This is a genomic window from Streptomyces sp. RG80 (genome assembly GCF_040446465.1).
Taxonomy (GTDB): Bacteria; Actinomycetota; Actinomycetes; order Streptomycetales; family Streptomycetaceae; genus Streptomyces.
This window is the reverse complement of the sequence record NZ_JBEAAJ010000002.1, coordinates 353,942-375,383: the sequence shown is the minus strand read 5'-3', so window position 1 is coordinate 375,383 and position 21,442 is coordinate 353,942. Positions and strand designations below refer to the sequence as shown.

Annotated in this window: 22 protein-coding genes; 10 read left to right on the top strand and 12 right to left on the bottom strand. The window is 71.4% G+C overall.

The features are described 5' to 3' along the window. Positions 1-50 precede the first annotated feature (50 nt). From ABKA17_RS07735 to ABKA17_RS07710, 6 genes are all read left to right on the top strand, one after another. On the top strand, positions 51-1,076 hold the full coding sequence (locus tag ABKA17_RS07735; protein WP_353691136.1) for a hypothetical protein: 1,026 nt from the start codon (positions 51-53) through the stop codon (positions 1,074-1,076). Positions 1,077-1,232: 156 nt separating this feature from the next. Further along, on the top strand, positions 1,233-2,000 hold the full coding sequence (locus tag ABKA17_RS07730) for a GNAT family N-acetyltransferase (RefSeq protein ID WP_353691135.1): 768 nt from the start codon (positions 1,233-1,235) through the stop codon (positions 1,998-2,000). Then, positions 2,000-2,806 carry a lysophospholipid acyltransferase family protein gene (locus ABKA17_RS07725; protein ID WP_353691134.1) on the top strand — a complete coding sequence of 269 codons (807 nt, stop codon included), beginning with the start codon at positions 2,000-2,002 and terminating at the stop codon, positions 2,804-2,806. Before ABKA17_RS07730 ends, ABKA17_RS07725 begins: the two co-directional genes overlap by 1 nt. A gap of 89 nt (positions 2,807-2,895) precedes the next feature. Further along, positions 2,896-3,264 carry a helix-turn-helix domain-containing protein gene (locus ABKA17_RS07720; RefSeq protein WP_353691606.1) on the top strand — a complete coding sequence of 123 codons (369 nt, stop codon included), beginning with the start codon at positions 2,896-2,898 and terminating at the stop codon, positions 3,262-3,264. A 48-nt stretch (positions 3,265-3,312) separates the two neighbouring features. Then, positions 3,313-3,726, top strand: coding sequence for a VOC family protein (locus ABKA17_RS07715; protein ID WP_353691133.1), 414 nt, complete (start codon positions 3,313-3,315; stop codon positions 3,724-3,726). 188 nt (positions 3,727-3,914) lie between these two features. Next, positions 3,915-4,442 (top strand): DUF1062 domain-containing protein, encoded by a 528-nt coding sequence (locus ABKA17_RS07710; protein ID WP_353691132.1) that lies wholly within the window; start codon positions 3,915-3,917, stop codon positions 4,440-4,442. 32 nt (positions 4,443-4,474) lie between these two features. Here ABKA17_RS07710 and ABKA17_RS07705 read toward each other — a convergent pair whose 3' ends face one another. Then, positions 4,475-6,829, bottom strand: coding sequence for an ATP-binding cassette domain-containing protein (locus ABKA17_RS07705; protein ID WP_353691131.1), 2,355 nt, complete (start codon positions 6,827-6,829; stop codon positions 4,475-4,477). 889 nt (positions 6,830-7,718) lie between these two features. Between ABKA17_RS07705 and ABKA17_RS07700 the strand changes: the two genes are divergently transcribed. Both ABKA17_RS07700 and ABKA17_RS07695 read left to right on the top strand, forming a co-directional pair. Then, on the top strand, positions 7,719-8,939 hold the full coding sequence (locus ABKA17_RS07700) for an AbeC-like domain-containing protein (protein ID WP_353691130.1): 1,221 nt from the start codon (positions 7,719-7,721) through the stop codon (positions 8,937-8,939). A 113-nt stretch (positions 8,940-9,052) separates the two neighbouring features. Further along, positions 9,053-9,346: a hypothetical protein gene (locus ABKA17_RS07695; protein WP_353691129.1), complete on the top strand. Its 294-nt coding sequence runs from the start codon at positions 9,053-9,055 to the stop codon at positions 9,344-9,346. A 26-nt stretch (positions 9,347-9,372) separates the two neighbouring features. On the opposite strand, the gene ABKA17_RS07690 is transcribed toward ABKA17_RS07695, so the two are convergent. From ABKA17_RS07690 to ABKA17_RS07675, 4 genes are all read right to left on the bottom strand, one after another. Continuing rightward, positions 9,373-10,389, bottom strand: a complete 1,017-nt coding sequence (locus tag ABKA17_RS07690) for an LLM class flavin-dependent oxidoreductase (protein WP_353691128.1) — start codon at positions 10,387-10,389, stop codon at positions 9,373-9,375. Between the two features lie 76 nt (positions 10,390-10,465). Continuing rightward, complete coding sequence (locus ABKA17_RS07685; RefSeq protein WP_353691127.1) at positions 10,466-11,635, bottom strand: GTP-binding protein; 1,170 nt, start codon at positions 11,633-11,635, stop codon at positions 10,466-10,468. A 4-nt stretch (positions 11,636-11,639) separates the two neighbouring features. Beyond that, positions 11,640-11,810, bottom strand: a complete 171-nt coding sequence (rpmF, locus tag ABKA17_RS07680) for a 50S ribosomal protein L32 (protein ID WP_353691126.1) — start codon at positions 11,808-11,810, stop codon at positions 11,640-11,642. An 87-nt stretch (positions 11,811-11,897) separates the two neighbouring features. Then, positions 11,898-13,100: a right-handed parallel beta-helix repeat-containing protein gene (locus tag ABKA17_RS07675; RefSeq protein ID WP_353691125.1), complete on the bottom strand. Its 1,203-nt coding sequence runs from the start codon at positions 13,098-13,100 to the stop codon at positions 11,898-11,900. 85 nt (positions 13,101-13,185) lie between these two features. Between ABKA17_RS07675 and ABKA17_RS07670 the strand changes: the two genes are divergently transcribed. Continuing rightward, complete coding sequence (locus tag ABKA17_RS07670; protein WP_353691124.1) at positions 13,186-13,677, top strand: phosphatase domain-containing protein; 492 nt, start codon at positions 13,186-13,188, stop codon at positions 13,675-13,677. Between the two features lie 39 nt (positions 13,678-13,716). Here the strand turns inward: ABKA17_RS07670 and ABKA17_RS07665 are convergent, their stop codons facing one another. Genes ABKA17_RS07665 through egtA form a run of 5 tightly spaced genes read right to left on the bottom strand, consistent with a single transcriptional unit; the run spans position 13,717 to position 18,325 of the window. After that, positions 13,717-13,932, bottom strand: coding sequence for a dodecin (locus ABKA17_RS07665; protein ID WP_353691123.1), 216 nt, complete (start codon positions 13,930-13,932; stop codon positions 13,717-13,719). Positions 13,933-13,975: 43 nt separating this feature from the next. Beyond that, positions 13,976-14,938: an L-histidine N(alpha)-methyltransferase gene (egtD, locus tag ABKA17_RS07660; protein ID WP_353691122.1), complete on the bottom strand. Its 963-nt coding sequence runs from the start codon at positions 14,936-14,938 to the stop codon at positions 13,976-13,978. Further along, entirely contained in the window at positions 14,935-15,711 is a 777-nt protein-coding gene (egtC, locus tag ABKA17_RS07655) for an ergothioneine biosynthesis protein EgtC (RefSeq protein WP_353691121.1), read from the bottom strand. Before egtC ends, egtD begins: the two co-directional genes overlap by 4 nt. After that, positions 15,711-17,039 (bottom strand): ergothioneine biosynthesis protein EgtB, encoded by a 1,329-nt coding sequence (gene egtB, locus ABKA17_RS07650; RefSeq protein WP_353691120.1) that lies wholly within the window; start codon positions 17,037-17,039, stop codon positions 15,711-15,713. Before egtB ends, egtC begins: the two co-directional genes overlap by 1 nt. Next, on the bottom strand, positions 17,036-18,325 hold the full coding sequence (egtA, locus tag ABKA17_RS07645) for an ergothioneine biosynthesis glutamate--cysteine ligase EgtA (protein ID WP_353691119.1): 1,290 nt from the start codon (positions 18,323-18,325) through the stop codon (positions 17,036-17,038). Before egtA ends, egtB begins: the two co-directional genes overlap by 4 nt. 277 nt (positions 18,326-18,602) lie before the next feature. Here egtA and ABKA17_RS07640 point away from each other — a divergent pair, with 277 nt between their 5' ends. Next, a complete protein-coding gene (locus ABKA17_RS07640) occupies positions 18,603-19,418 on the top strand; it encodes a TIGR02452 family protein (protein WP_353691118.1) in 816 nt (271 codons plus the stop codon). Between the two features lie 6 nt (positions 19,419-19,424). Here the strand turns inward: ABKA17_RS07640 and ABKA17_RS07635 are convergent, their stop codons facing one another. Further along, entirely contained in the window at positions 19,425-19,871 is a 447-nt protein-coding gene (locus ABKA17_RS07635) for a type II toxin-antitoxin system PemK/MazF family toxin (RefSeq protein ID WP_353691117.1), read from the bottom strand. A gap of 43 nt (positions 19,872-19,914) precedes the next feature. Next, positions 19,915-21,396, bottom strand: a complete 1,482-nt coding sequence (locus ABKA17_RS07630; protein ID WP_353691116.1) for a flotillin family protein — start codon at positions 21,394-21,396, stop codon at positions 19,915-19,917. Between the last annotated feature and the right edge of the window lie 46 nt (positions 21,397-21,442).

Sequence of the window (21,442 nt, the reverse complement as noted above, 5' to 3'; positions counted from 1 at the left end):
TGGTGCTCCCCGGCCCCGTCTCGCTTTTCGGATCTCGATAGTCTGCGCGCATGATCTTCGCAGGGCAGGGGAGGGCGCGGTTCCTCGGGGCCGTCGACGGGTTCGAGACCGCGGTGCGCGCACAGGACCCGGACGGGGCGGAGCGCGCGTTCCAGGAGATGCACCAGAGCCTCGGCGAGGCGGGGGCGCAGGAGATCGCCGAGGCCGCGCCGCGGCTCGCCGCACTGCTGGCCGACGTGCCGCCCGGGCCGCGCGGCATCGTGGCCGTCGTCGTCGGCGCGTGTGTCGAGCGGGGCGCGGACCCGGGGCCCTGCGCGCCGTACGTCTTCGTGGAGCTGGCCGAGGCGCTCGCCGAGGTGGGGGAGTTCTGTGAGCGCTGGCAGGAGACCGGCGGCGGGGACTTCCCGGACCCGGAGGACGGCGAGGCGCATGCCGCGCTCTTCGACCGGGTGGGACCGGAGGCGGCTCTGGCCTGGCTGTCGTTGCCGCAGTGGGAGATGGCCTGCGTGGCGATGCTCAACCACCCGGGCGTGCGCACGGCGCTGGACGGCTCGCTGCGCGCCCGGTTGGTGCGGGCGGTCGGGGTCGTGGAGGAGGCGTCCGGGCACCAGTTCAAGTGCCTGAAGTACGGCCTGCTCGTCCTCGACGACGAGCCGCTGGTGGTCCTGCACCGCCCCACCGGCACCGGCTACCGGATGCGGATGAGCGGCATCGGCGACAACTTCCAGCTGCACACCCTGCTCGCGGACGCCCTCGTCGGCGGCGGCCATGTGCCGGGGCGGGCGCCCTCCGCGCAGGAGGTCGCCGTGTGCCGGGACGCGCCCGGGCAGGTGCACACCACGGGCTCCTTCAACCTCATGACGCCCGGCGGAGAATGGGTGTGGAACGAGGGCACCCCCGCCGACATCCCGGTCGTCGACGGCGTACGGCTGCTGGTCCTGGACCCGCCGGCCTACGAGCGCAGCTGGCCCTCCGGACGGTTCTTCCCCGGGATGACCGGAGACCTCGTCCTGGAGCGTGTTCTCGACGCGGCGGAGACGCGCTACTGGCTCGGAGGTTGCGTCCCGGCGACGTGACGGTCGGCCGACCGTTCCGTTCAGCAAGCTCACATCCCGGCTCCCGTATTCGGTCATGTACCGGCCAGACGGCATCGGAAGAACAGGTACGCGAGGCCGTAACCACCGGCCCGTCCTTCCGCTCAGGCCGTACCGGCCCGTGACCTGGAGTGAGCCATGACCGCCGTATCCGCTCTGGACTCCCCGCCCCTGTCCGCGCTCCCCACGCGGTACACCGTCACCCTAGCCCGCGACGAGTCCGACGTGCGGGCCGCGCAGCGGCTGCGGCACGACGTGTTCGCCGGGGAGATGGGCGCCCTGCTGGCCTCCCCGCAGCCGGGCCACGACATCGACCCCTTCGACGCCTACTGCGACCATCTCCTCGTCACCGACACCACCACCGGGCAGGTCGTCGGCACCTACCGGCTGTTGCCGCCGGAGCGCGCCGCGGTCGCCGGACGGCTGTACTCGGAGAGCGAGTTCGACCTGACCCGAATCGACGCGCTGCGCCCAGGCCTCGTCGAGGTCGGCCGCTCCTGCGTGCACCCCGCGCACCGGGACGGCGCGGTCATCGGGCTGATCTGGGCCGGCATCGCCCGCTACATGCTCGACCGCGGCCACGAGTGGCTGGCCGGCTGCTGCTCCATCCCGCTGGCCGACGGCGGCGCGCTGGCCACCGCGACCTGGGACCGGGTGCGGGACAGGCATCTGGCGCCGGAGGAGTACCGGGTACGGCCCCTGCTGCCCTGGATCCCGGGCGAGGCGGGCGGCGCCCGTACCGAGCTGCCCGCCCTGCTGCGCGGCTACCTCCGCCTCGGCGCCTGGGTGTGCGGGGAGCCCGCGCACGACCCGGACTTCGGAGTCGCCGACCTGTACGTGCTGCTGTCGATGCGCCGGGTCAACCCGCGCTATCTGCGGCACTTCCTCTCCCTCGTACCCGCCTGATGAGCGTCTGGCTGCCCAGCGCGCCCTGCACCCCCGGGGCGTGTGTGGAGCGGACGGGACCCGGCACGGCCGTACCGCGTGCCGTGCTGCGGCTGGTGGCGGTCACGTTCCTGGTGGTCACCGGGGTCGTGCTGGCGCCGCTCGGCGGGCGGATCCCCGCCACGGTGGTCCAGCGGTGGTGCCGGTGGATCGTGCGGGCCGCGGGAGTCCGGGTCCGCGTCACCGGTACTGCCGCGTCCACCGGCGGGGTGCTGCTGGTCGCCAACCACATCTCCTGGCTGGACATCCCGCTGCTCGCCGCCGTACGACCGGCCCGGATGCTCGCCAAGTCCGAGATCCGGCAATGGCCGGTGGCGGGTGCGCTGGTCGGCCGGGCCGCCCTGTTCATCGAGCGGGACCGGCTGCGGGCCCTTCCCGCGACCGTCGCCCGGATCGCCCGGTCGCTCCGCGCAGGGCAGGCGGTCGCGGTCTTCCCCGAGGGCAGCACCTGGTGCGGGCGCGCCCAGGGCACCTTCCGGCGGGCCGTCTTCCAGGCCGCCCTGGACGCCGACGTCCCCGTGCAGCCGGTGCGGCTCGGCTACCGGTGCGACGGGGGAACGGCCAGCACCGCGCCCGCGTTCGTCGGCGAGGACACCCTGCTCGCCTCGGTGTGGCGGGTGGTCTCGGCGCGGGGGCTGGTGGCCGAGGTGGAGGTCCAGGACGTCATCCCGCCCGGCAGCCATCCCGACCGCCGGACGCTGGCCCGGGCCGCGCAGCCGGACACCTCGCCCCAACCCGGCTGGATCCACTCCGCGTTGGTCGCCTAGAGCCGCTCCGGCTGGGCCGTGCGCGCGTCCCGGGCCGCAGATGATGTGATGGCGTCGTGAGTCGCGCCACCGAGGAGAGCAACCGCCGGATGCTGCGGGCGCGGGACGCCATGGACCGCGCCTACGCGCAGCCGCTGGACGTCCCGGCCCTGGCAAGGATCGCCCATGTCTCCCCGGCCCACTTCGCCCGCACCTTCCGCGCCACGTTCGGCGAGACACCGCACCGCTACCTCCAGCGCCGCCGGGTCGAACGGGCGATGTTCCTGCTGCGGGAGAGCGACCGCAGCGTGACGGACATCTGCTTCGCGGTCGGCTTCGCCAGTCCGGGGACCTTCAGCCGCACGTTCCGCGACATCGTGGGCCGGTCGCCGAGGGCGTACCGCAAGGAGGCCGTGCCGGTCGCCGTACCGACCTGCTTCACCAAGGCGTGGACGCGGCCGAGCGCCCCCGTCGACTGAGCAGTTCTGGATAAGTTTTCGCCCGGCCCGCTCGCTAGCGTGAGGGGCATGTTCACCGCCATCACACACTCACAGATCTACGTCCTCGACCAGGACCAGGCCCTCGACTTCTACGTCGGCAAGCTCGGCCTGGAGGTCCACACCGACGTCGACCTCGGCTTCATGCGCTGGCTCACCGTCAACGTCCCCGGACACCCGGAGCGGCAGATCCTGCTGGAGCGGCCGGGGCAGCCGGCACTGTCCGAGGAGACCGCGGCGCAGGTCCGCGAACTGCTCACCAAGGGCGCCATGGGCGGCCACCTCATCTTCAGCACCGATGACTGCCGCAAGACGTTCGAGACGCTCAAGAGCCGTGGCGTCGAGATCACCGAGGAACCCACGGAACGCGACTACGGCATCGACTGCGGCCTGCGCGACCCCTTCGGCAACAGCATCCGCTTCACCCAGCCGAAAACCGGTTGAGCGGCGCCGCCGGGCACCCTTACCGTCCTGACTGACCCAGTCGTCTGATCAAGGACGTGCCGTTGTACACCGTGTGAGACACCCCGAGCGCTGAATCGTCGCGCGTCGCGCCCTGCGTGCCGCGCTCCTTCTTGCTGCGGACTTCTCACTGGAAACGGTGTACTTCTGTGCTCAATAGCTGGGTGGTCATGCCCACCTGCCTGCCGCTCGTTCGCCGTCGCTGCCACACCTGCGCCGCCGAGCGCTTCCGGGCGAACGGCAAGATCCGTGTCAACGCGAACCACAAACTGATCGACGTCTGGCTCCTCGTGCTCTGCACCGGCTGCGGGGAGACGGCGAAACTCACGGTCCTGGAGCGGGTCAACGTCCGCTCCGTACGACCCGGGCTGCTGGACCTGCTGCACGCCAACGACCTGGGCCTGACAGCCGAGTTGCTCCAGGACCCGGTCGTACGGCGTCGCAATCGCATCGCCCTCGACTGGGACGGCGCCTGGCGTCTGGACACCGGCGGAACGGTGCTTCTGGACCACGAGGTGATCGACGTCTCGGTCCGCTTCGCGGCCCGGATTCCGGTCCGGCCGGTGCGTCTGATCGCCGAAGGGTGCGGTCTGTCACGGGCCGAGGTCGAGCGCCTGATCGTGGACGGGAAGCTCGTCTCGGCGGTCCGGCTGGGCGGGAAGCTCTCCGGGGACTTCACGTTCACGCTGAAGCGCTGAGTCCCTGAAGCGCTGAACGGGCGTACTGCGGACTAGGCGTGGGCCGAGGGGCCCGGCGAACGGACGGCGGCGGCCAGATAGCCCGCCGTCGCGCTCCCCTCGGCCCGCGCCACCTCCGCCGGCGGCCCCGCCGCCACGATCCGGCCGCCCGCGTCCCCGCCGCCCGGGCCCAGGTCGATCACCCAGTCCGCGCCCGCGACGACGGACATGTCGTGCTCGACGACGATGACGGTGTGCCCGGCGTCCACGAGCCCGTGCAGCTGTCGCATCAAAACCTCGACGTCCGCCGGATGCAGTCCGGTGGTCGGCTCGTCGAGGAGGTAGAGGGTGTGGCCGCGCCGCCCGCGCTGCAACTCGCTGGCCAGCTTGATGCGTTGGGCCTCGCCGCCGGACAGCTCGGTGGCGGGCTGGCCCAGCCGCAGATAGCCGAGGCCGACGTCGAGGAGCGTGCCGAGACTGCGGGCGACGGATGGCGTGTCGGCGAAGAACTCCGCCGCGCTCTCCACGGTCAGGTCCAGCACCTCGGCGATGTTCCGCCCCCGGTACGTCACTTCGAGCGTCCCGGGGTTGTAGCGGGCCCCGCCGCAGTCCGGGCACGGCGCGTACGTGCTCGGCAGGAACAGCAGCTCGACGCTGACGAACCCCTCGCCCTGACAGGTCTCGCAGCGCCCTCCCGCCACGTTGAAGGAGAACCGGCCGACACCGAAGCCGCGTGCGCGGGCCTCCTCGGTGGCCGCGAACTCCTTGCGTACGACGTCGAAGAGGCCGGTGTAGGTGGCCAGGTTGGAGCGCGGGGTGCGTCCGATCGGCCGCTGGTCGACGGAGACGAGCCGTCCGACGCCCGGCGTCTCCTCCGTGATCTCGCCGATGAGGGTGGACTTCCCGGACCCGGACACGCCCGTGACGGCCGTCAGGACGCCGAGCGGGAACTGTGCCGTCACTCCGCGCAGGTTGTGCCGGGTGACCGGACCGAGCTTCAACTGACCACGCGGGGCGCGCACTTCACGTACAGGTGCGGGGGAGCGGTCGAAGAGGAACCGTGCGGTCTGCGACTCCCGGACCGTGGCGAGCTCCGCCACCGGCCCGCTGTGCAGCACCTCGCCCCCGTGCTCACCGGCCAGCGGACCCACGTCCACCAGCCAGTCGGCGCCCCGCACCACGTCCAGGTGATGCTCCACCACGAACACCGAGTTGCCCGCCGCCTTGAGCCTCGCCAGCACGGTGAGCAGCGCCTCGGTGTCCGCCGGATGCAACCCGGCGGAGGGCTCGTCGAGGACGTACACGACCCCGAACAGCCCGGAGCGCAGCTGGGTGGCGAGCCGCAGTCGTTGCAGCTCGCCGGCGGAGAGGGTGGGGGTGGCGCGGTCGAGGCCGAGGTAGCCGAGGCCGAGTTCGAGGACGGGGGCGATCCGGGACCTGAGGTCGCCGGTGAGGACACGGGCGGTCTCGTCCTCGGCCACCAGATGGTCCATGAGCTCCGTCAGCGGCAGCCGGGCCAGCTCGGCGATGGTGTGCCCGGCGAAGGTCACCGCCAGCGCCTCCGGCCGCAACCGACTCCCGCCGCACGCCGGACAGGGCGCACTGCTGAGGAACCGCTCCGCCTTCGCCCGCAGCGTCGGGCTCTTGGAGTCGGAGAAGGTCTTCATGACATACCGCCGGGCACTCATGTACGTGCCCTGGTACGGCCGTTGGATGCGATCGGCGTCCCGCACCGGATGCACGGTGACGACGGGCTGCTCGTCGGTGAAGAGGATCCACTCCCGCTGCTCGGCGGCCAGCTCCCGCCAGGGCCGGTCCACGTCGTACCCGAGCGCGTCCAAGATGTCCCGCAGGTTCTTCCCCTGCCAGGCACCGGGCCATGCGGCGATCGCGCCCTCCCGGATCGACAGCGACGGATCGGGAACCAGCGACTCCTCGGTCGTACGGTGCACCTCACCGAGCCCGTGACACTCCGGGCAGGCCCCCGCCGCCGTGTTCGGCGAGAAGGAGTCCGAGTCCAGCCGCTCGGCGCCGGGCGGATACGTACCGGCCCGCGAGAACAGCATCCGCAGCGAGTTCGAGAGGTTCGTGACCGTCCCGACCGACGACCGTGACGTCGGCGCGGAACGCCGCTGCTGCAACGACACCGCCGGCGGCAGCCCACTGATCTCCCCGACCTTCGGCGCCCCCACCTGATGGATCAGCCTGCGCGCATACGGCGCCACCGACTCGAAGTACCGCCGCTGCGCCTCGGCATAGATCGTCCCGAACGCCAACGACGACTTCCCCGACCCGGAGATCCCGGTGAACACGACCAGCACGTCCCGCGGGATGTCGACGTCGACCCCCTTGAGGTTGTGCTCTCGGGCGCCGCGGACTCGGACATATGGGTCGTGGGGGTGGTGCATCCAGGGAACTCCGTACGGGCTGTCGACGAGACGGCGAAGAGTTGGGGCAAACTCCCCAATTCTATGCAGAACGGATTACCCCTGCGCGCATTCCAGGCCTATCTTCACATCGACTGAATTTGCTGCTGCCTGGATCTCGCACGACCGGGATCCTGTGGGTCGGTACCGGGAAGCGTCGTAGAGGACCGCCTGTGCACGTCGTGGCGCCCTCTAGGGGGAGGACGTCGGGGTGGGGACTTCCACGCAGGCACGACGAGAACGCTACTTTCAGGCCATCTCGGTGCACCCGGAGTCCACACCGGTCACGACGGCCGGGACAGCCAAGGCCGAACCGTCTGTGCGCAAGGGAAAACGCCCGCCACGTACGGAAGCGACCAGACGACTGTGTGCGGCGGCGCACGCCCGCCCTGATCGACTGGAGCCGGTCAGAAGGGCATGGCGACACCTTGGGACCCATGGCTGGCGTCCTGAGTCGGCGCGCGCCCTTCTGGCGGACGAACGCCCTCGGCGGGGGGCCACGAGTGCGGCCTGCCCGCCGCTGGGCGAGCCACTCGCCCGGTGGGCGATCGGAAAAGTGCTGCTCTCGCGTGTTCGTGTCGTGCCTTCCTACGGCTTCGACCTCGCCCCCGTCCTCGCACACTGCCTAGCCGCGCGAAGACAGTGGCGGGTGCGCCGGACTGTGCTGGCCATCGCCCTGGGTTGGATCGCGTACCGCTTCCCGCTCGGTGTGGCGCTGTGGGCGTTCACTGCCGCGCTCGCGTTGCTGGTCACCCGACCTCCGCGGCGACCTCTGTGGCAGTCGAGAGGGCGTCGCCGCTGGTTGAGCAGGGCCTGGATCGGCGTTGGCGTGCTGGTGGCGCTCCCCATGCTGGTGATGACACTTCGCCCCATGAGCAGGGCGGGTGAAGAGACGCTGGCGGCGCTCGTGTACGCCACGCTCGCCTATTTGGGCGTGCGGATTGTGGACCGGCTCGTGGCGGTCGTCTACGCACTGGTCTGCGACCGGGGCGGCCGTCAGCCGTGGACGGGCCCCCGACTGCGTGCCCGTATCGCCGCGATCGAGCACGCGCAGGCCGGCGACGCTCTCCCGTATGAACTACAGGCGCGCTACTGGCGTTTCATCGGAGCAGGCAACGCCTTGTGGCAGCGGTCCACGATCAGCATCAAGTTGCAGGGCGAGAAAGACGACGAGGACGAGGAGGTCCGCAGGGACTTCGAGTCCTTCGGCACCGACGAACTGCTCGCAGCCGTGCGAGAGGACCTGGAGGATCTGCGGATCGCCGAGCCGCCCTTCCAGCCTCTCGAATGCGACGTCCGGTACATCCGAGGCGGCCCGTCCCGGCGCTGGGCCCGGCTGCCCAGAAACCTCTCCGGCGACGAGGTCGGCGAGGACGTCCGCTGGGGGCGGGAGCCGGACGAGAGGGGCTCCGGGATAGTCGTCCGCCGCTACCTGTCAGCACAGGTTCTCACCTGGTCGGGCCAACTCGTCATCACCGTCCTGGCATCGGCGGTGATCGAGGGTCAGGAACTCCACTTCGTCGTGCGTCCCCACGTACTCCCACCCCTCTTCGACGATGTCGAGGAGGCCGTCGACCCCGAAGTGCTCTGGAGGTTCGCCACATTCGCGCTGGTGCCGGTCCAGGCCGTGGGCGATCTGGTGGTGCTGGGCTACGGGTGCTGGCGTTTCCTGCGGTGGTGGGCACGTGAGAACCAGCAACGAACGGTGGCGGAGGACCAGTTGGCCGAGGTCCCGAAGCGCCCGATGCCGACCAGCCTGCGTGAACGCTACTCGCCCGTCTACACAGGCGACATGCATGTGTCCGAGGACGCGGTGCGGCATGTGTCGATCGTTCAGCAGTGCATGTTCTCCACGGTCGAGGAGTTCCTCGAGCGCCAGGGGGTCGACGTCACGGACTTCAAGCGCCAGGCGCAGAAGATCATGACGATCATCCACGCCGGGGACAACAACATCATCCAGGCGGTCACCGCGGGCCGGGACGCCCATGGCGTACACCAGGGTGCCAGTCAGACGCAGGACCGGCAGTCGGGTCGGCATGACGACCGGGACGAGAGTGAGAAGACGGAAGAGAAGGGGGAGGACGAGGAATGAACCGATTTCGACGTGAAGGTGGCTGGCGGAGCAGGACAGGTCGACAGCAGGTCTCGTCGGAGGTGAGGGCGCGCGACAACAACGTCATCCAGTCGACGAGCGCTGGAGGCAACGTGAGCAACGTCCGGCAATCTGTGTCGCAGCCCTTGGGAAACGACCAGGTCGTGGCCGAAGTGCGCGCCAGCCTCACGGAGTTCCGGGACGCCCTGTACCGGCTTGAGGCTGACGAGAACCGGGACGCCGGGCTGCGTGCGGCTGACCGGATCGAGCGAGCCCTCGGTAATCCGGCGGATCAGCGCGACACCATCGAGGGCGCGGCCGACACCATCGGCGTCATCGGTCGGACCGTAGCGGCACTGGCAGGCGCGGCGACCGCCGTGCAGCAGGCCGTGGCGGCGCTCTTCTGAACTGTTCCCTCCGCGCCCTCTGCGCCCTACGCGGAGGGCGCCCTCGCCTCGTCGACGATCCTGGCCAGCCGCTGGTAGGAGTCCAGCAGCGCGTCCCGGTCGTAGGTGCTGGTCGTGACCAGGATCTCCTGCGCGCCGGTCTCCTTCAGCACCGTCTCCAGTTCGTGGGCCACCTGGTCCTCGGTGCCGGTGATGTGGCCGGTGAGGCCGGATTCGTAGAGGGCGCGTTGCTTCGGGGGCATGGTGAGGGAGTCGACGCGCTCGGCGGGGGGCAGGGGCGGGAAGGTGCCGTGGGTGCGGGAGTGGGCCATGGACCATGCCTCCGGGATGAGGAGGCGGTGGGCCTGGTCCGGGGTGGCGGCCACCGCGATCGTGCCGGAGACGACGACGTACGGCTCCGCGGCCCAGGGGGAGGGGCGGAAGTGGGTGCGGTAGTGGTCGATGCCGCGCTGCATCTTCTCGCGGTTGCGGAGGTCGCCGATGACCATGGGCAGGCCCGCGTGGGCCGCGATGGTGGCGCCCTCGCCCATCGCGAGGACGAACGGCGGCACCGTCAGGCCCTCCGCGGGGCGGGCGTGCACGCCGGTCGGGGAGGTGCCGCGGAACCAGCCGAGGAGCTCGTCGAGCTGGGCGGCGAAGTCGTCGGCGTCGTCCTTGTCGCGGCCCAGGGCTCTGCGGACGCCGTCGGTGAAGCCGACCGAGCGGCCGAGGCCCATGTCGATACGGCCGGGAAAGAGGGACTCCAGGACGCCGAACTGTTCCGCCACGACCAGCGGGCGGTGGTTCGGCAGCATCACGCCGCCCGTCCCCACCCGGATCGTCCGCGTCGCCCCGGCGACCGCGGCGGCCAGCACGGTCGGCGCGGATCCGGCGACGCCGGGCACGCCGTGGTGTTCCGAGACCCAGAAGCGGTGGTAGCCCAGCTCCTCCAGCCGCTGCGCGAAGCGCACGGTGTCGCGCAGCGCCTCGGCGTCCGAGTGGCCCTCGCGGGTGCGCGAACGGTCGAGGACGGAGAAGCGGGTGGTGGCGAGCAGCGAGGTCACAGGGGGTTCAACGCCGGGGACGCCGTGGCATTCCCGGCGTCACTCGGCGTCATCCCGCATTACGTGACGTCACCTATCAGTGCGCGGCCACGGCGTGCTCGTGCTCGCAGGCGTCGTCGATGCCGTACGTGTCCCACGCGGGGAAGGGGTCCGGGGCAGGCACGCTGTCGTCCGGGGTCATGAGGCAGGTCGCGAGTGCCTTGTGCAGTTCCGCCTGCTCCAACCGCGTCCCGATGAAGACCAGTTCCTGCGCGTACGGCGCCTCCTCGTCCCGCGCCGCCGACGGCTCGAAGCGGGCCACCGAGCCGGCCTGCGACCACAGGCCCGTGACGTGCGGACGGCTGGCCAGGGTGAAGAAGCCCTTGGAGCGCAGGATCCGGCCGTAGGAGCCGCTGTCCATGTCCTCGGTGATGAACGTCCACAACCGGGCCGGGTGGAAGGGGAGTTCGGAGCGGAAGACGGTGGAGGAGACGCCGTACTCCTCGGTCTCGGGGATGTGCTCGCCGTTGAGTTCCTGGACCCAGCCCGGCGCCTGCTGGGCGCGGTCCAGGTCGAACAGGCCGGTGCCCAGGACCTGGTGGAGGTCCACGCGGGAGTGCCGGGCCTCGACGATCCGGGCGACGGGGTTGAGGCGGCGCAGGGTGGCGTGGAGCCGGGCCGCGGCGTCCGCGTCGACCAGGTCGAGCTTGTTGAGGACGATCACGTCCGCGAACTCGACCTGGTCGACGAGCAGATCACTGACCGTGCGCTCGTCGTCCTCGAAGGGGGCGAGGCCGCGCTCGGCCAGTTCGTCGCCGCTGTCCAGTTCGGGCAGGAAGTTCGCCGCGTCCACGACCGTGACCATCGTGTCCAGGGCGGCGACGTCCCCGAGGGTGGCCCCGTCGTCGCGGGCGAAGGAGAAGGTCGCGGCGACCGGCAGGGGCTCCGAGATGCCCGACGACTCGATGAGCAGGTGGTCGAAGCGGCCCTCCCGGGCCAGCCGGTCCACCTCCTCCAGCAGGTCGTCGCGGAGGGTGCAGCAGATGCAGCCGTTGGTCATCTCGACCAGGCGTTCCTCGGTCCGTGACAGCGCGGCCTCGCCGCCCCGCACCAGCGCCGCGTCGATGTTGACCTCGCTCATGTCGTTGACGATCACGGCGACCCGCAGGCCCTCGCGGTTGGCCAGGACATGGTTGAGCAGGGTGGTCTTGCCCGCCCCGAGGAACCCGGACAGAACGGTGACCGGCAGACGGTCGTACGACGGCATGGGCTCAGCCCTCGGGACGCAGCAGGCCGCGCTCGTAGGCCTTCACCAGGTTCTGCGGTACGAGGTGACGCACGCCGTCGATCGTGACGGGCACGAGCGAGGGCGTGGTCGCCTTCCACTGGGCGCGGCGGTGACGGGTGTTGCTGCGGGACATCTTCCGCTTGGGGACAGCCATGACAGGGACCTCCTCGGTGGGACGGCGAGCACCGAGGACGCTACATGAAAATGGATCCCATTAACAATTAAGGCCTTCTTCGCCGCCTCAGAAGCGGGCCCCGATGGCCACCCCGCTGCGCGGCACCAGGAACGACGGCGCCGAGGGGAGCGAGCCGTCCGCGCCGCGCGTGCCCGCCAGGGGTGCCGGGTCCGTGCTCAGCACCGAAGCGGCGTTCCATGTGCCGCCCAGATTCCAGGAGTTGCCGCTCGCCACCGTCCCCGACCCGACGGCCGCGGCACGTGCGTCGGCGATCGAGAGGTTCGCGCTGAGCGTGGCCTTCCCGCCGGAGACGTCCGCGTCGAAGCCGGTGCCGCCGTTGGCCCACGTCGTGTCGCGGCTCAGGGCGAGGGTGCCGGGGTTGCCGTTGTCGGTGAAGCCGTGCGCCGCGTTCTTGAACGCGACGCTGTTGCGCACGGTGTGGCCCACCGCGGGGGCCGGGCTGCCGCCGCCGAGCTTGAAGCCGTTGCCGTCGCCCGCGAAGTCCGGGAAGCTCCAGCGGTTGACGCCGTTGCCGTACGCGACCGTGTTCTCGAGGGTGATCGGCGAGGTGAACTTCCAGGCGTCGAAGCCGTCGTCGACGTTGTTCCACAGCCGAGCCCCGCGCACGACGTTGCCCGTGCCGCTGCCTTCCTTGATCGCGAGCCCGTCCGCGCTCTCACCGTTCTTGCGCGGGTCACGGTTGGCCCAACTGTCCAGGTTCAGGATCTGGTTGTTGCCGGAGGCGCCCTGGAGCTGGAAGCCCGACTCGTAGTTGTCGTGGGTCTTCAGCCGCGCGAAGACGTTGCCGTTGCAGCCGTCGCAGTAGATCCCGTACGGGCCGTTCACGATCTCCAGGTCCGAGATCCGCCAGTACGACGCCTCCTGGTGGATCGCCCCGCGCTCGGCCCGCGGGATGCTCCCGCCGACCGGTGTGTGGCTCGCGGGAAGCTGCTCGCCGTCGATCACCACCCGCTCGCCCTGGTAGGCGCCGAGCGAGATGGGCTGGGACGCCGTGCCCGAGGTGGTGATCGTGATGTTGTCGGTGAGCGCGTAGGTGCCGCCGCGCACGGCGATGATGTCGCCCGGCGCCGCCAGGTCCACCGCCTTCTGGACGGTCCGCAGCGGCTGCGCCAGGGTGCCGGCGGCCGAGTCGCTGCCGTTCGTCGCCACCACCAGCGTGCGCGGCGCGCCGGACGCCTCACCCGCCAGCCCCAGTACCGACACCGTCGCCGCCCCCACGACCGCCGCCCAGATCGCCGTGTTCCGCATCAGGCCTCCCGCCTTCGCCCACGTCCATGTCGCAGGGGAGTCGGTGCCGGGCGCGAGAAGGTTGCCGGGTTCTAGGGTGGACCGTGTGACCGACAGCAGAAAACGCCCCCTCGCCGTGTTCGACCTGGACAACACCCTCGCCGACACGGCCCACCGGCAGCGCTTCCTGGAGCGGAAACCCCGCGACTGGGACGGATTCTTCGGCGCCGCCCCCGAGGACCCGCCCCTCCCGCAGGGCATCGCCCTGGTCCTCGAGAGTGCGGAGGAGTGCGAGGTCGTCTATCTCACCGGCCGCCCCGAGCGCTGCCGCCGCGACACCCTGGAGTGGCTCGCCGCGCAGGGGCTGCCCGAGGGGAACGTCCACATGCGGCGCGACAACGACCGCAGGCCCGCCCGGCGCACCAAGCTGGAGATCCTCCGCCGTCTCGCCCGCACCCGCGAGATCCGGGTGCTGGTGGACGACGACGAACTCGTCTGCGAGGACGCCGAACGGGCCGGTTTCACCGTCGTACGGGCGCGCTGGACCGCCCCCTCCGCAGCGCTGGAGACCGCGCAGGAGCGGGAGGGGCGGACCTGAGGGGCCGCGGTCTTCGGGCCGGCCCCTCGGTCGCTTTTTCTAGTCGGACTCGTCCAGGCGGAAGCCGACCTTCAGGCCCACCTGCCAGTGCTGGATCTGTCCGTCCTCGATCTGACCCCGCACCTGGACCACCTCGAACCAGTCGAGGTTGCGCAGGGTCTGGGAGGCACGGCTGACGCCGTTGCGGATCGCCTGGTCGACGCCGTCGGGCGAGGTGCCGACGATCTCGGTCACCCGATAGGTGTGATTCGTCATGGGTCCACCGTGCCCCAGGTGGCGGCGGAGCGCGAGACGTACGTCATCGCACTGTGCTCAGCGACAGCGCGAACCGGCCCTCGCTGTCCGTCCACCAGTGGGACAACTCCAGCCCCGCGGCGGCCAGTTCGGTCCGCACGCCCTCCTTCCGGAACTTCGCCGACACCTCGGTGTGCAGCTCCTCGCCCGCCGCGAAGTCCACGGCGAGGTCCAGTGCGGGGATCTTCACGGTCTGCGCGGTACGGGAGCGCAGCCGCATCTCGATCCACTCGTTCTCCGCGTCCCACAGCGCCACATGGTCGAAGGCGCCGGGGTCGAAGTCGGCGCCCAGCTCCCGGTCGACGACCGTCAGGACGTTCTTGTTGAACGTCGCCGTCACCCCGGCCGCGTCGTCGTACGCCCTGACCAGCACGTTCTCGTCCTTGACGAGGTCGGTGCCGAGGAGCAGGGCGTCACCCGAAGAGAGCAGGGCGCGCACCGAGGCGAAGAACTCGGCCCGCTCGGCCGGCAGCAGGTTGCCGATCGTGCCGCCGAGGAACGCCACCAGCCGGGGACCCGGTGTCTCGGGCAGGGTGAGCGCGGCCGTGAAGTCGGCGATCAGGGCGTGCACGTTCAGCCCCGGCCGCTCCTCGATCAGCGCCTGTCCGGCCTGGGTGAGGGCGCTCTCGCTGACGTCGACGGGGACGTACGTGTGCAGCGCGGTGAGCGCGTCGATGACGTACCGGGTCTTCTCCGAGGAGCCGGAGCCCAGTTCGACGAGCGTGCGGGCCCCGGTCGCCGCCGCGATCTCGGCGGCGCGCGCGACGAGGATCTCCCGTTCCGCGCGGGTGGGGTAGTACTCGGGCAACTCGGTGATCTGATCGAAGAGTTCGCTGCCGTGGGCGTCGTAGAACCACTTCGGCGGGAGGGTCTTCGGGGTGCGGGTCAGCCCGCTCAGGACGTCGGCGCGCAGGGCGGCCTCGGTGGCGTCCTCGGGCAGGGTGCGGGTGAGAAGGAACGGACTCACGTGCGGGGCTCCTTCAGTGGTTCCATGGACGGTTCCTTGAGGGGCGTCAGCAGTACGTCCGTGCCGCTCGCCGCGAGCAGCGTGCGGTCGGGGACCTCCTGCCAGTGCGGATCGTCGTCGTAGGGCTCGGAGGCGACCACCGTGCCGCGCGGGCAGGTGAGGTACCACAGGGTGTCGCCCCAGGTGGTCGCGGTGATGGACTCACTGCTGGTGAGCAGGAGGTTGAGGCGGGAGCCGGGGGCCGCCTCGGCGACCTCCAGGACCGTGTCCGCCAACGCCTGACCCTCGTCGTCACCGGCCCGCAGCCGGGCCAGGACCAGGGCCCAGACGAACGCCGAGTCGTTACGGGCCTCCATGGCCAGGACGTCCGCCGCGGGCACGTCCGCCACGAGGGGGGCGAGGGATCTCGGCCAGCCCTTGACGGCGCCGTTGTGGCTGAACAGCCACGGCCCCGAAGCGTACGGCGCCGCCGCGGCCTCGGCGTCCGCGCCCGCCAGGGTGGCGTCCCGGACCGCGGCCAGCAGCGCGCCCGACCGCACGACCCGGGCCAGGTCCGCGAAGGACTGGTCCGCCCAGATCGGACCGGCGCGCCGGTAGCGGGCCGGTACCGGGTCGCCCTCGGCATACCAACCCACCCCGAAACCATCGGCGTTGACCGTGCCGTACCGCTGGCGCCTGGGGGCCCACGACTGCCGGTACAGGCTGTGCGGCGGCTCCACGAGGAGTGTGCCGAGCGGCTCAGGCGTGCCCAGATACGCCAGGTGACGGCACATCAGACGCCCTCCGCGGAACGGGCGGTGCGGAAGCCGGAGAAGATCTGCCGCCGGATCGGGTAGTCCCAGTTGCGGAACGTGCCCCGGCAGGCGACCTCGTCCACGGCGAACGAACCGCCGCGCAGCACCTTGTACTCGGGGCCGAAGAACACCTCCGAGTACTCCTTGTACGGGAACGCCTCGAAGCCCGGGTACGGCAGGAAGTCGCTGGACGTCCATTCCCACACGTCGCCGATCAACTGGCGTACGCCGAGCGGTGATTCGCCCGCCGGGTAGCTGCCCGCCGGGGCGGGACGGAGGTGCCGCTGGCCGAGGTTGGCGTGCTCGGGCGCCGGGTCGGCGTCGCCCCACGGGTAGCGCATCGAGCGGTCAGTGGTGGGGTCGTGGCGGGCGGCCTTCTCCCACTCGGCCTCGGTGGGCAGCCGCCGCCGGGCCCAGCGGGCGTACGCGTCGGCCTCGTACCAGCTGACGTGCACCACGGGCTCGTCGGGCGGGACGACCTCGGTGACGCCGAAGCGGCGGCGCAGCCACTGGTCGCCGTCCCGGCGCCAGAACAGCGGGGCGTCGATGTCGTGCTGCCGGATGTGGTCCCAGCCGGCCGGTGTCCACCACTGGTCGACCCAGTAGCCGCCGTCCTCGATGAACTCCTGGTACGCCTCGTTGGTGACCGGGGCCGTGTCGATGTAGAAGGACGCCACCTCCCGCCGGTGCGCCGGACGTTCGTTGTCCAACGACCACGGCTCGGTGGAGGTGCCCATCGTGAACGGGCCGCCCGGGACCAGGACTTCGGACGGTCCGGTGTACAGCGGCGCGGGGTCCGGGTCGGGGGCGGTCAGGGCCTGGGGGCCCGTGCGGAGCTGATGGGTGATCAGCATCGTCTCGTCGTGCTGCTGTTCGTGCTGGGCGATCATCCCGAAGGCGAAGCCGGCCTCCGTGAGCCGGGTGCCGTGGAAGGCGGTGGACTCCAGCAGGTCCAGGACCCGGCCGCGCACCTCCGCCGCGTAGTGGCGGGCCTCGGCGGGCGGCAGCAACGGCAGCTTCGGCCGGTCCGCGCGCGAGTGCTCGAAGGCGTCGTAGAGGCCGTCGATCTCGGGGCGCATCGCCTCCCGCCCGGCGACCGCCCGCAGCAGCCAGAGCTCCTCCTGGTTGCCGATGTGCGCGAGGTCCCACACCAGCGGGGACATCAGCGGCGAGTGCTGGGCGGTCAGGTCGGGGTCCTCGACGCAGCTGGTCAGCAGCGTGGTGCGGTCGCGGGCCGTGGTCAGGGTGGTCAGCGCCCGGATACGGAGCGTCTCGGCGTCGTCGGTCTTCTCGGCGTCGTCGGTCATGGGCGGAGGTCCTTCCCGTGCAGCTGGTCCAGCAGATCGTCGGCGGGGCAGCGGCCCTTTTGGACGTAGCGCTCCAGGTACGCCGCGACGGCGCCCGTGACCTCGGCGGTGGCGCCGAGCCGGGGCAGGGCGTCCAGGGCGGCGGTGAAGCACTGGACGGCCACGTCGTGCAGTTCGGGGTCGGCGAGGCCGGTGCGGGCCGCGTCCAGCCACAGCGGGTTGTGCGGTGCGGGCTGCCCCTGGGACCGCTCGGCCAGCGGCTTGACCGCGCGGTAGGCGGTCTCGGCGGCCTCGGGGTCGTCGAAGAGGGCCGTCGTCACGGCGAGCGGCACGATCCAGCCGTCGTCGCCGGGCTGGGCGTCGATCATGCGCAGCTCGAGGTGGCCGCGCGGTCTGACCGGCGGGAACAGCGTGGTGATGTGGTAGTCGAGGTCCTCGCGGGTCGGCGGCCGGGGCGCTCCGGTGCGCGTCCACTCGCGGAAGGTCATGCCGTCCGGCACGTCCCAGGCGCGGCCGTCCTGGCGGATGCACATCACCGGGGCGTCCAGCACATGCCGTGCCCAGGCCTCGCGCGGGTCCCCGGCCAGCGGGGGAGCGCCCGCGCGGCCCGCGCCGATCTCCATCCACAGCAACTGCCGGGTGGAGACCCAGCCGGTGGGCTCCCGGCCCACGAGCGGGGAGTTGGCGAACGCGGCGACCAGGACCGGGCCCAGCTGGTGCGAGAGCCACCAGCGCCGCCCGTGTCCGAGCGGGCCTGGCTCCTCGTGGCCGGCGTCCAGGCACACCTGCACGGAGGCGGAGGTGCACATCATGGCGCGGCCGGCCGGGCCCGTGCGGTCGAGGCAGGCCTCCATCGCGTCGTAGCGGGGCTCGTGGAGATAGCGGCGGGGCGAGTGCCAGGGGTCGTTGCCGACGCCCACGAGGCCGAGATCGTGCTCGGCGAGCGTGGCGCGGACGGCGTCCAGATCGGCGGAGACGGTGCCGACGCACTCCATCAGGGAGGCGGCGGGCGGCGAGCTCAGTTCCAGCTGGCCGCCGGGCTCGACGGTGAGCGCCGACCTCAGGGGCACGGTCCGCAGTGCGGCGTAGGCCGCTTCGAGTCGTTCGGGTGTGACGGGGAGCTGCGGTGTGCGCAGCTCGTGGACGAGCCATTCCACCTCGACCCCGACGGTGCGGGGCGGTCCGGTCTTGAAGCAGATGCCCCTGACCAGGGCCTCCACCTCGGCGGCGGACAGAGCGGTGCGGGGCTCCGTACAGTCGCCACAGTCGGTTACTGAATCGGACATGTCGGGATCCTCCTGAGATTCCACCATGCCGCCGGCCCGGATGATGTTGGCCGGACCGGCATCGCTCGTCCCACCCAAAACCCTCGAAGCGAATCGCACAAGGGTGCACATCGCCGCATTCGGGGCCGAAGATCTCCGTTTCCTGTGTGTTCGCCGGGTGTTCTCGAGGCCCGGAAACTCCGTTGCACCGCATGACCAGCATCGCCCACGATGCGTACATGAGCACGACGGGGGAGCGCGCACGGCGCGCGATCGAGGCGCCCACGGGGGTGGCGCCATGAGCGCGCGCCTGCGGGGCATCGCGACGGAGACGGAACAGATCGTCGAGGCGGGCTTCTACCGCTCCCCGGGCGGCCGCGAGGTGTCCGTCGCGGCGCAGACCGAGGCCGCGCGGGCCGGTACGCGGATGTACGGACCGCAGCCCGTGCCGGTTCCCAAGTTCGTGCCCGCCGACACGTTCGTCGAGGTCACGGGGGAGAGCAGCCTGGAGGCCGCGCGCCGCCTCGGCGGTGTCCCGGCGGTTTTGAACTTCGCCTCGGCCCGCAACCCGGGCGGCGGCTATCTCAACGGCGCCCAGGCCCAGGAGGAGGCCCTGTGCCGCGCCTCCGCGCTGCACGCGTGCGTGCGCGAGGCCCGGGACTTCTACGACCACCACCGGGCCCACCGCGACGCGTTCTACACGGACCGTGTCATCCACTCACCGGCCGTGCCCGTCTTCCGGGACGACCGCGGCCGGCTGCTGGACGAGCCGTACACCGCCGGTTTCCTGACCGCCGCCGCGCCCAACGCGGGTGTCGTACGGCGTACGACACCGGAGCGCACGGCCGAGCTGCCGCGCGCCCTGGCGGTACGCGCCGAGCGGGTGCTGGAGGTGGCGGTCGCCGAGGGCTACCGGCGGCTCGTGCTCGGTGCGTGGGGCTGCGGGGTGTTCATGAACGACCCGGCGCAGGTGGCGGGTGCCTTTCACGCGCTGTTGGGGCCGGGCGGGCGGTTCGCGGGGGCGTTCGAGCACGTGGTGTTCGGGGTGCTGGACCGCACACCGGGGAACGTGGTGCGGGTCGCCTTCGAGAAGACCTTCCAGGCCTCGGCGTAAGACCGCTCAGGTCCAGCCGTAGCGCTCGTGCAGCCGCTGCCTGACCAGGTTGAACCGCATCCGGTCCAGGGCGCAGGCCTCCCGGCGCATGCCGTCCTCGTGGAGCCGCAGGATGCGGTCGACGTCCACCCAGGAGTCCCGTCCGGTGCGGTCCCACGGGCCGCTGCCGATCGCGACCCACTCCCGGTCGCCGTCGTGCCGCTTGCTCGACAGCTGCACGGCGAGGAACGTCCCGGCCGCCTCCCGGGCCACGACCAGCACGGGCCGGTCCTTGCCGCGCCCGTCGTTCTCCTCATAGGGCACCCAGGTCCAGACGATCTCGCCGGGGTCGGGGTCGCCGTCGTGCGCGGGGGAGTACTCGGTGCGCACCCGGCCCACCTCGCGGGCGTCGGCCTCGACGGTTGCGGTGGGGCCGGAGCGGCCGGGGACGTTCTCATCGGTAAACGCAGTCACGGGGGCACCTTAGAGGCTGCCCCCGTGACGCTCGGACCAGGGCCTACTTCTCGTCCACCGGCACCTTCTGCGGCGGCGGCGTCGCGAGCCCGTTGAGGGACGAAGTCCCCGCCGGGGCCTGACCGTTCTGGTTCATGGACGCCAGCAGCTGACGTGCCAGGCCCAGACCGGTACCGCCCATGGTGAGGGCCTTGGCGAACATGTCCGCCATGCCGTCGGCGCCGTTGAGCACCACCATGTTGTCGATGTTGCCGAAGGCGGACGCGCCCGCCTGGACGATCTCCGGCCAGTTCTCGGCGAGTTGCTGCGCGACCACCGCCTCCTGGTTCTCGGCGAGGGCGGCGGCCCGCGCTTTGATGGCCTCCGCCTCGGCGAGACCCTTGGCCTTCGTCGCCTCGGCCGCCGCCAGACCCTTGGCCTGGGCCGCGGCGGCCTCGGCCTCACCGGTGGCCCGGGTCGAGGCCGCCGTCGCCGTACCGCGCGCCTTGGTCGCCTCGGCCTCGGCGCCCGCGGCCGTCTTCACCCGGGTCGCCTCGGCCGCCGCCGCCAGCTCCGTCTCCTTCGCCTTGGCCTGCGCCGCCGAGATACGGGCGTCGCGCTCCGCCTCCGCGAGGGTGCGCTTCTCGTACGCCCTCGCGTCCGCGGGCTTGCGCACGTCGGCCTGGAGCTGCTGCTCGGTCCGCTGCGCCTCGAGCTCGGCGACCCGGGTCATCTGCACGACGACCTCCTGGCGGGCCGCCGCGTCCGCGAGCGGTCCGGCCTGCTGGGCCTTGGCGGCGGCCTTGTCGCGCTCCGCCTGGTAACCGGCCTGGAGGATCTCGCTGTCCCTCGTCGCCTCGGCCATCCGCGCGAACGACTGCTGCTCGGCCTCGGTGGCCAGCCGGTTGGCCTCCGCCTGGGCGATCCGCGCGTCCCGCTGGACGGCGGCCGCGTGCGGCATCGCCAGGTTCTGGATGTAGCCGGTCGGGTCCTCGATCTCGTGGATCTGGAGCGAGTCCACGATCAGACCCAGCTTCTCCATCTCCGTACCGCACGCGGCCCGCGTCTGCCCGGTCAGCTTCTCCCGGTCGCGGATCATGTCCTCGACGGTCAACCCGCCGACGATGGACCGCAGATGACCGGCGAAGACGTTGTGCACCCGCTCCGACATCAGCTTCTGCTGGTCGAGGAAGCGCCGCCCCGCGTTGGCGATCGACACGAAGTCGTCGCCCACCTTGAAGATGACCACGCCCCGCACCTTCAGCGGAATGCCCTGGTGGGTCACGCAGTCCACGTGCAGCTCGGTCTCGTTGAGGTCGAGGGAGAGCTTGCGCACCGCCTGCACGCCGGGCAGCACCAGCGTGCCGCGCCCCGTGACGATCCGAAAACCCATGCCCTCCTCGAGGCCCTCGGTCCGGTGCTTGGAACCGGAGATGATGAGCGCCTCATTGGGCTCGGCCACCCGCCACATCATCTTGAACACACCGATCAACGCGAGAAACGCGACTACGGCGATCCCCGCAACGACGCCGATGACCATCGGCATTCGCCCCCTTTGGATGGTGCCCTTTCGGCACCGAACGAAGGGAGTG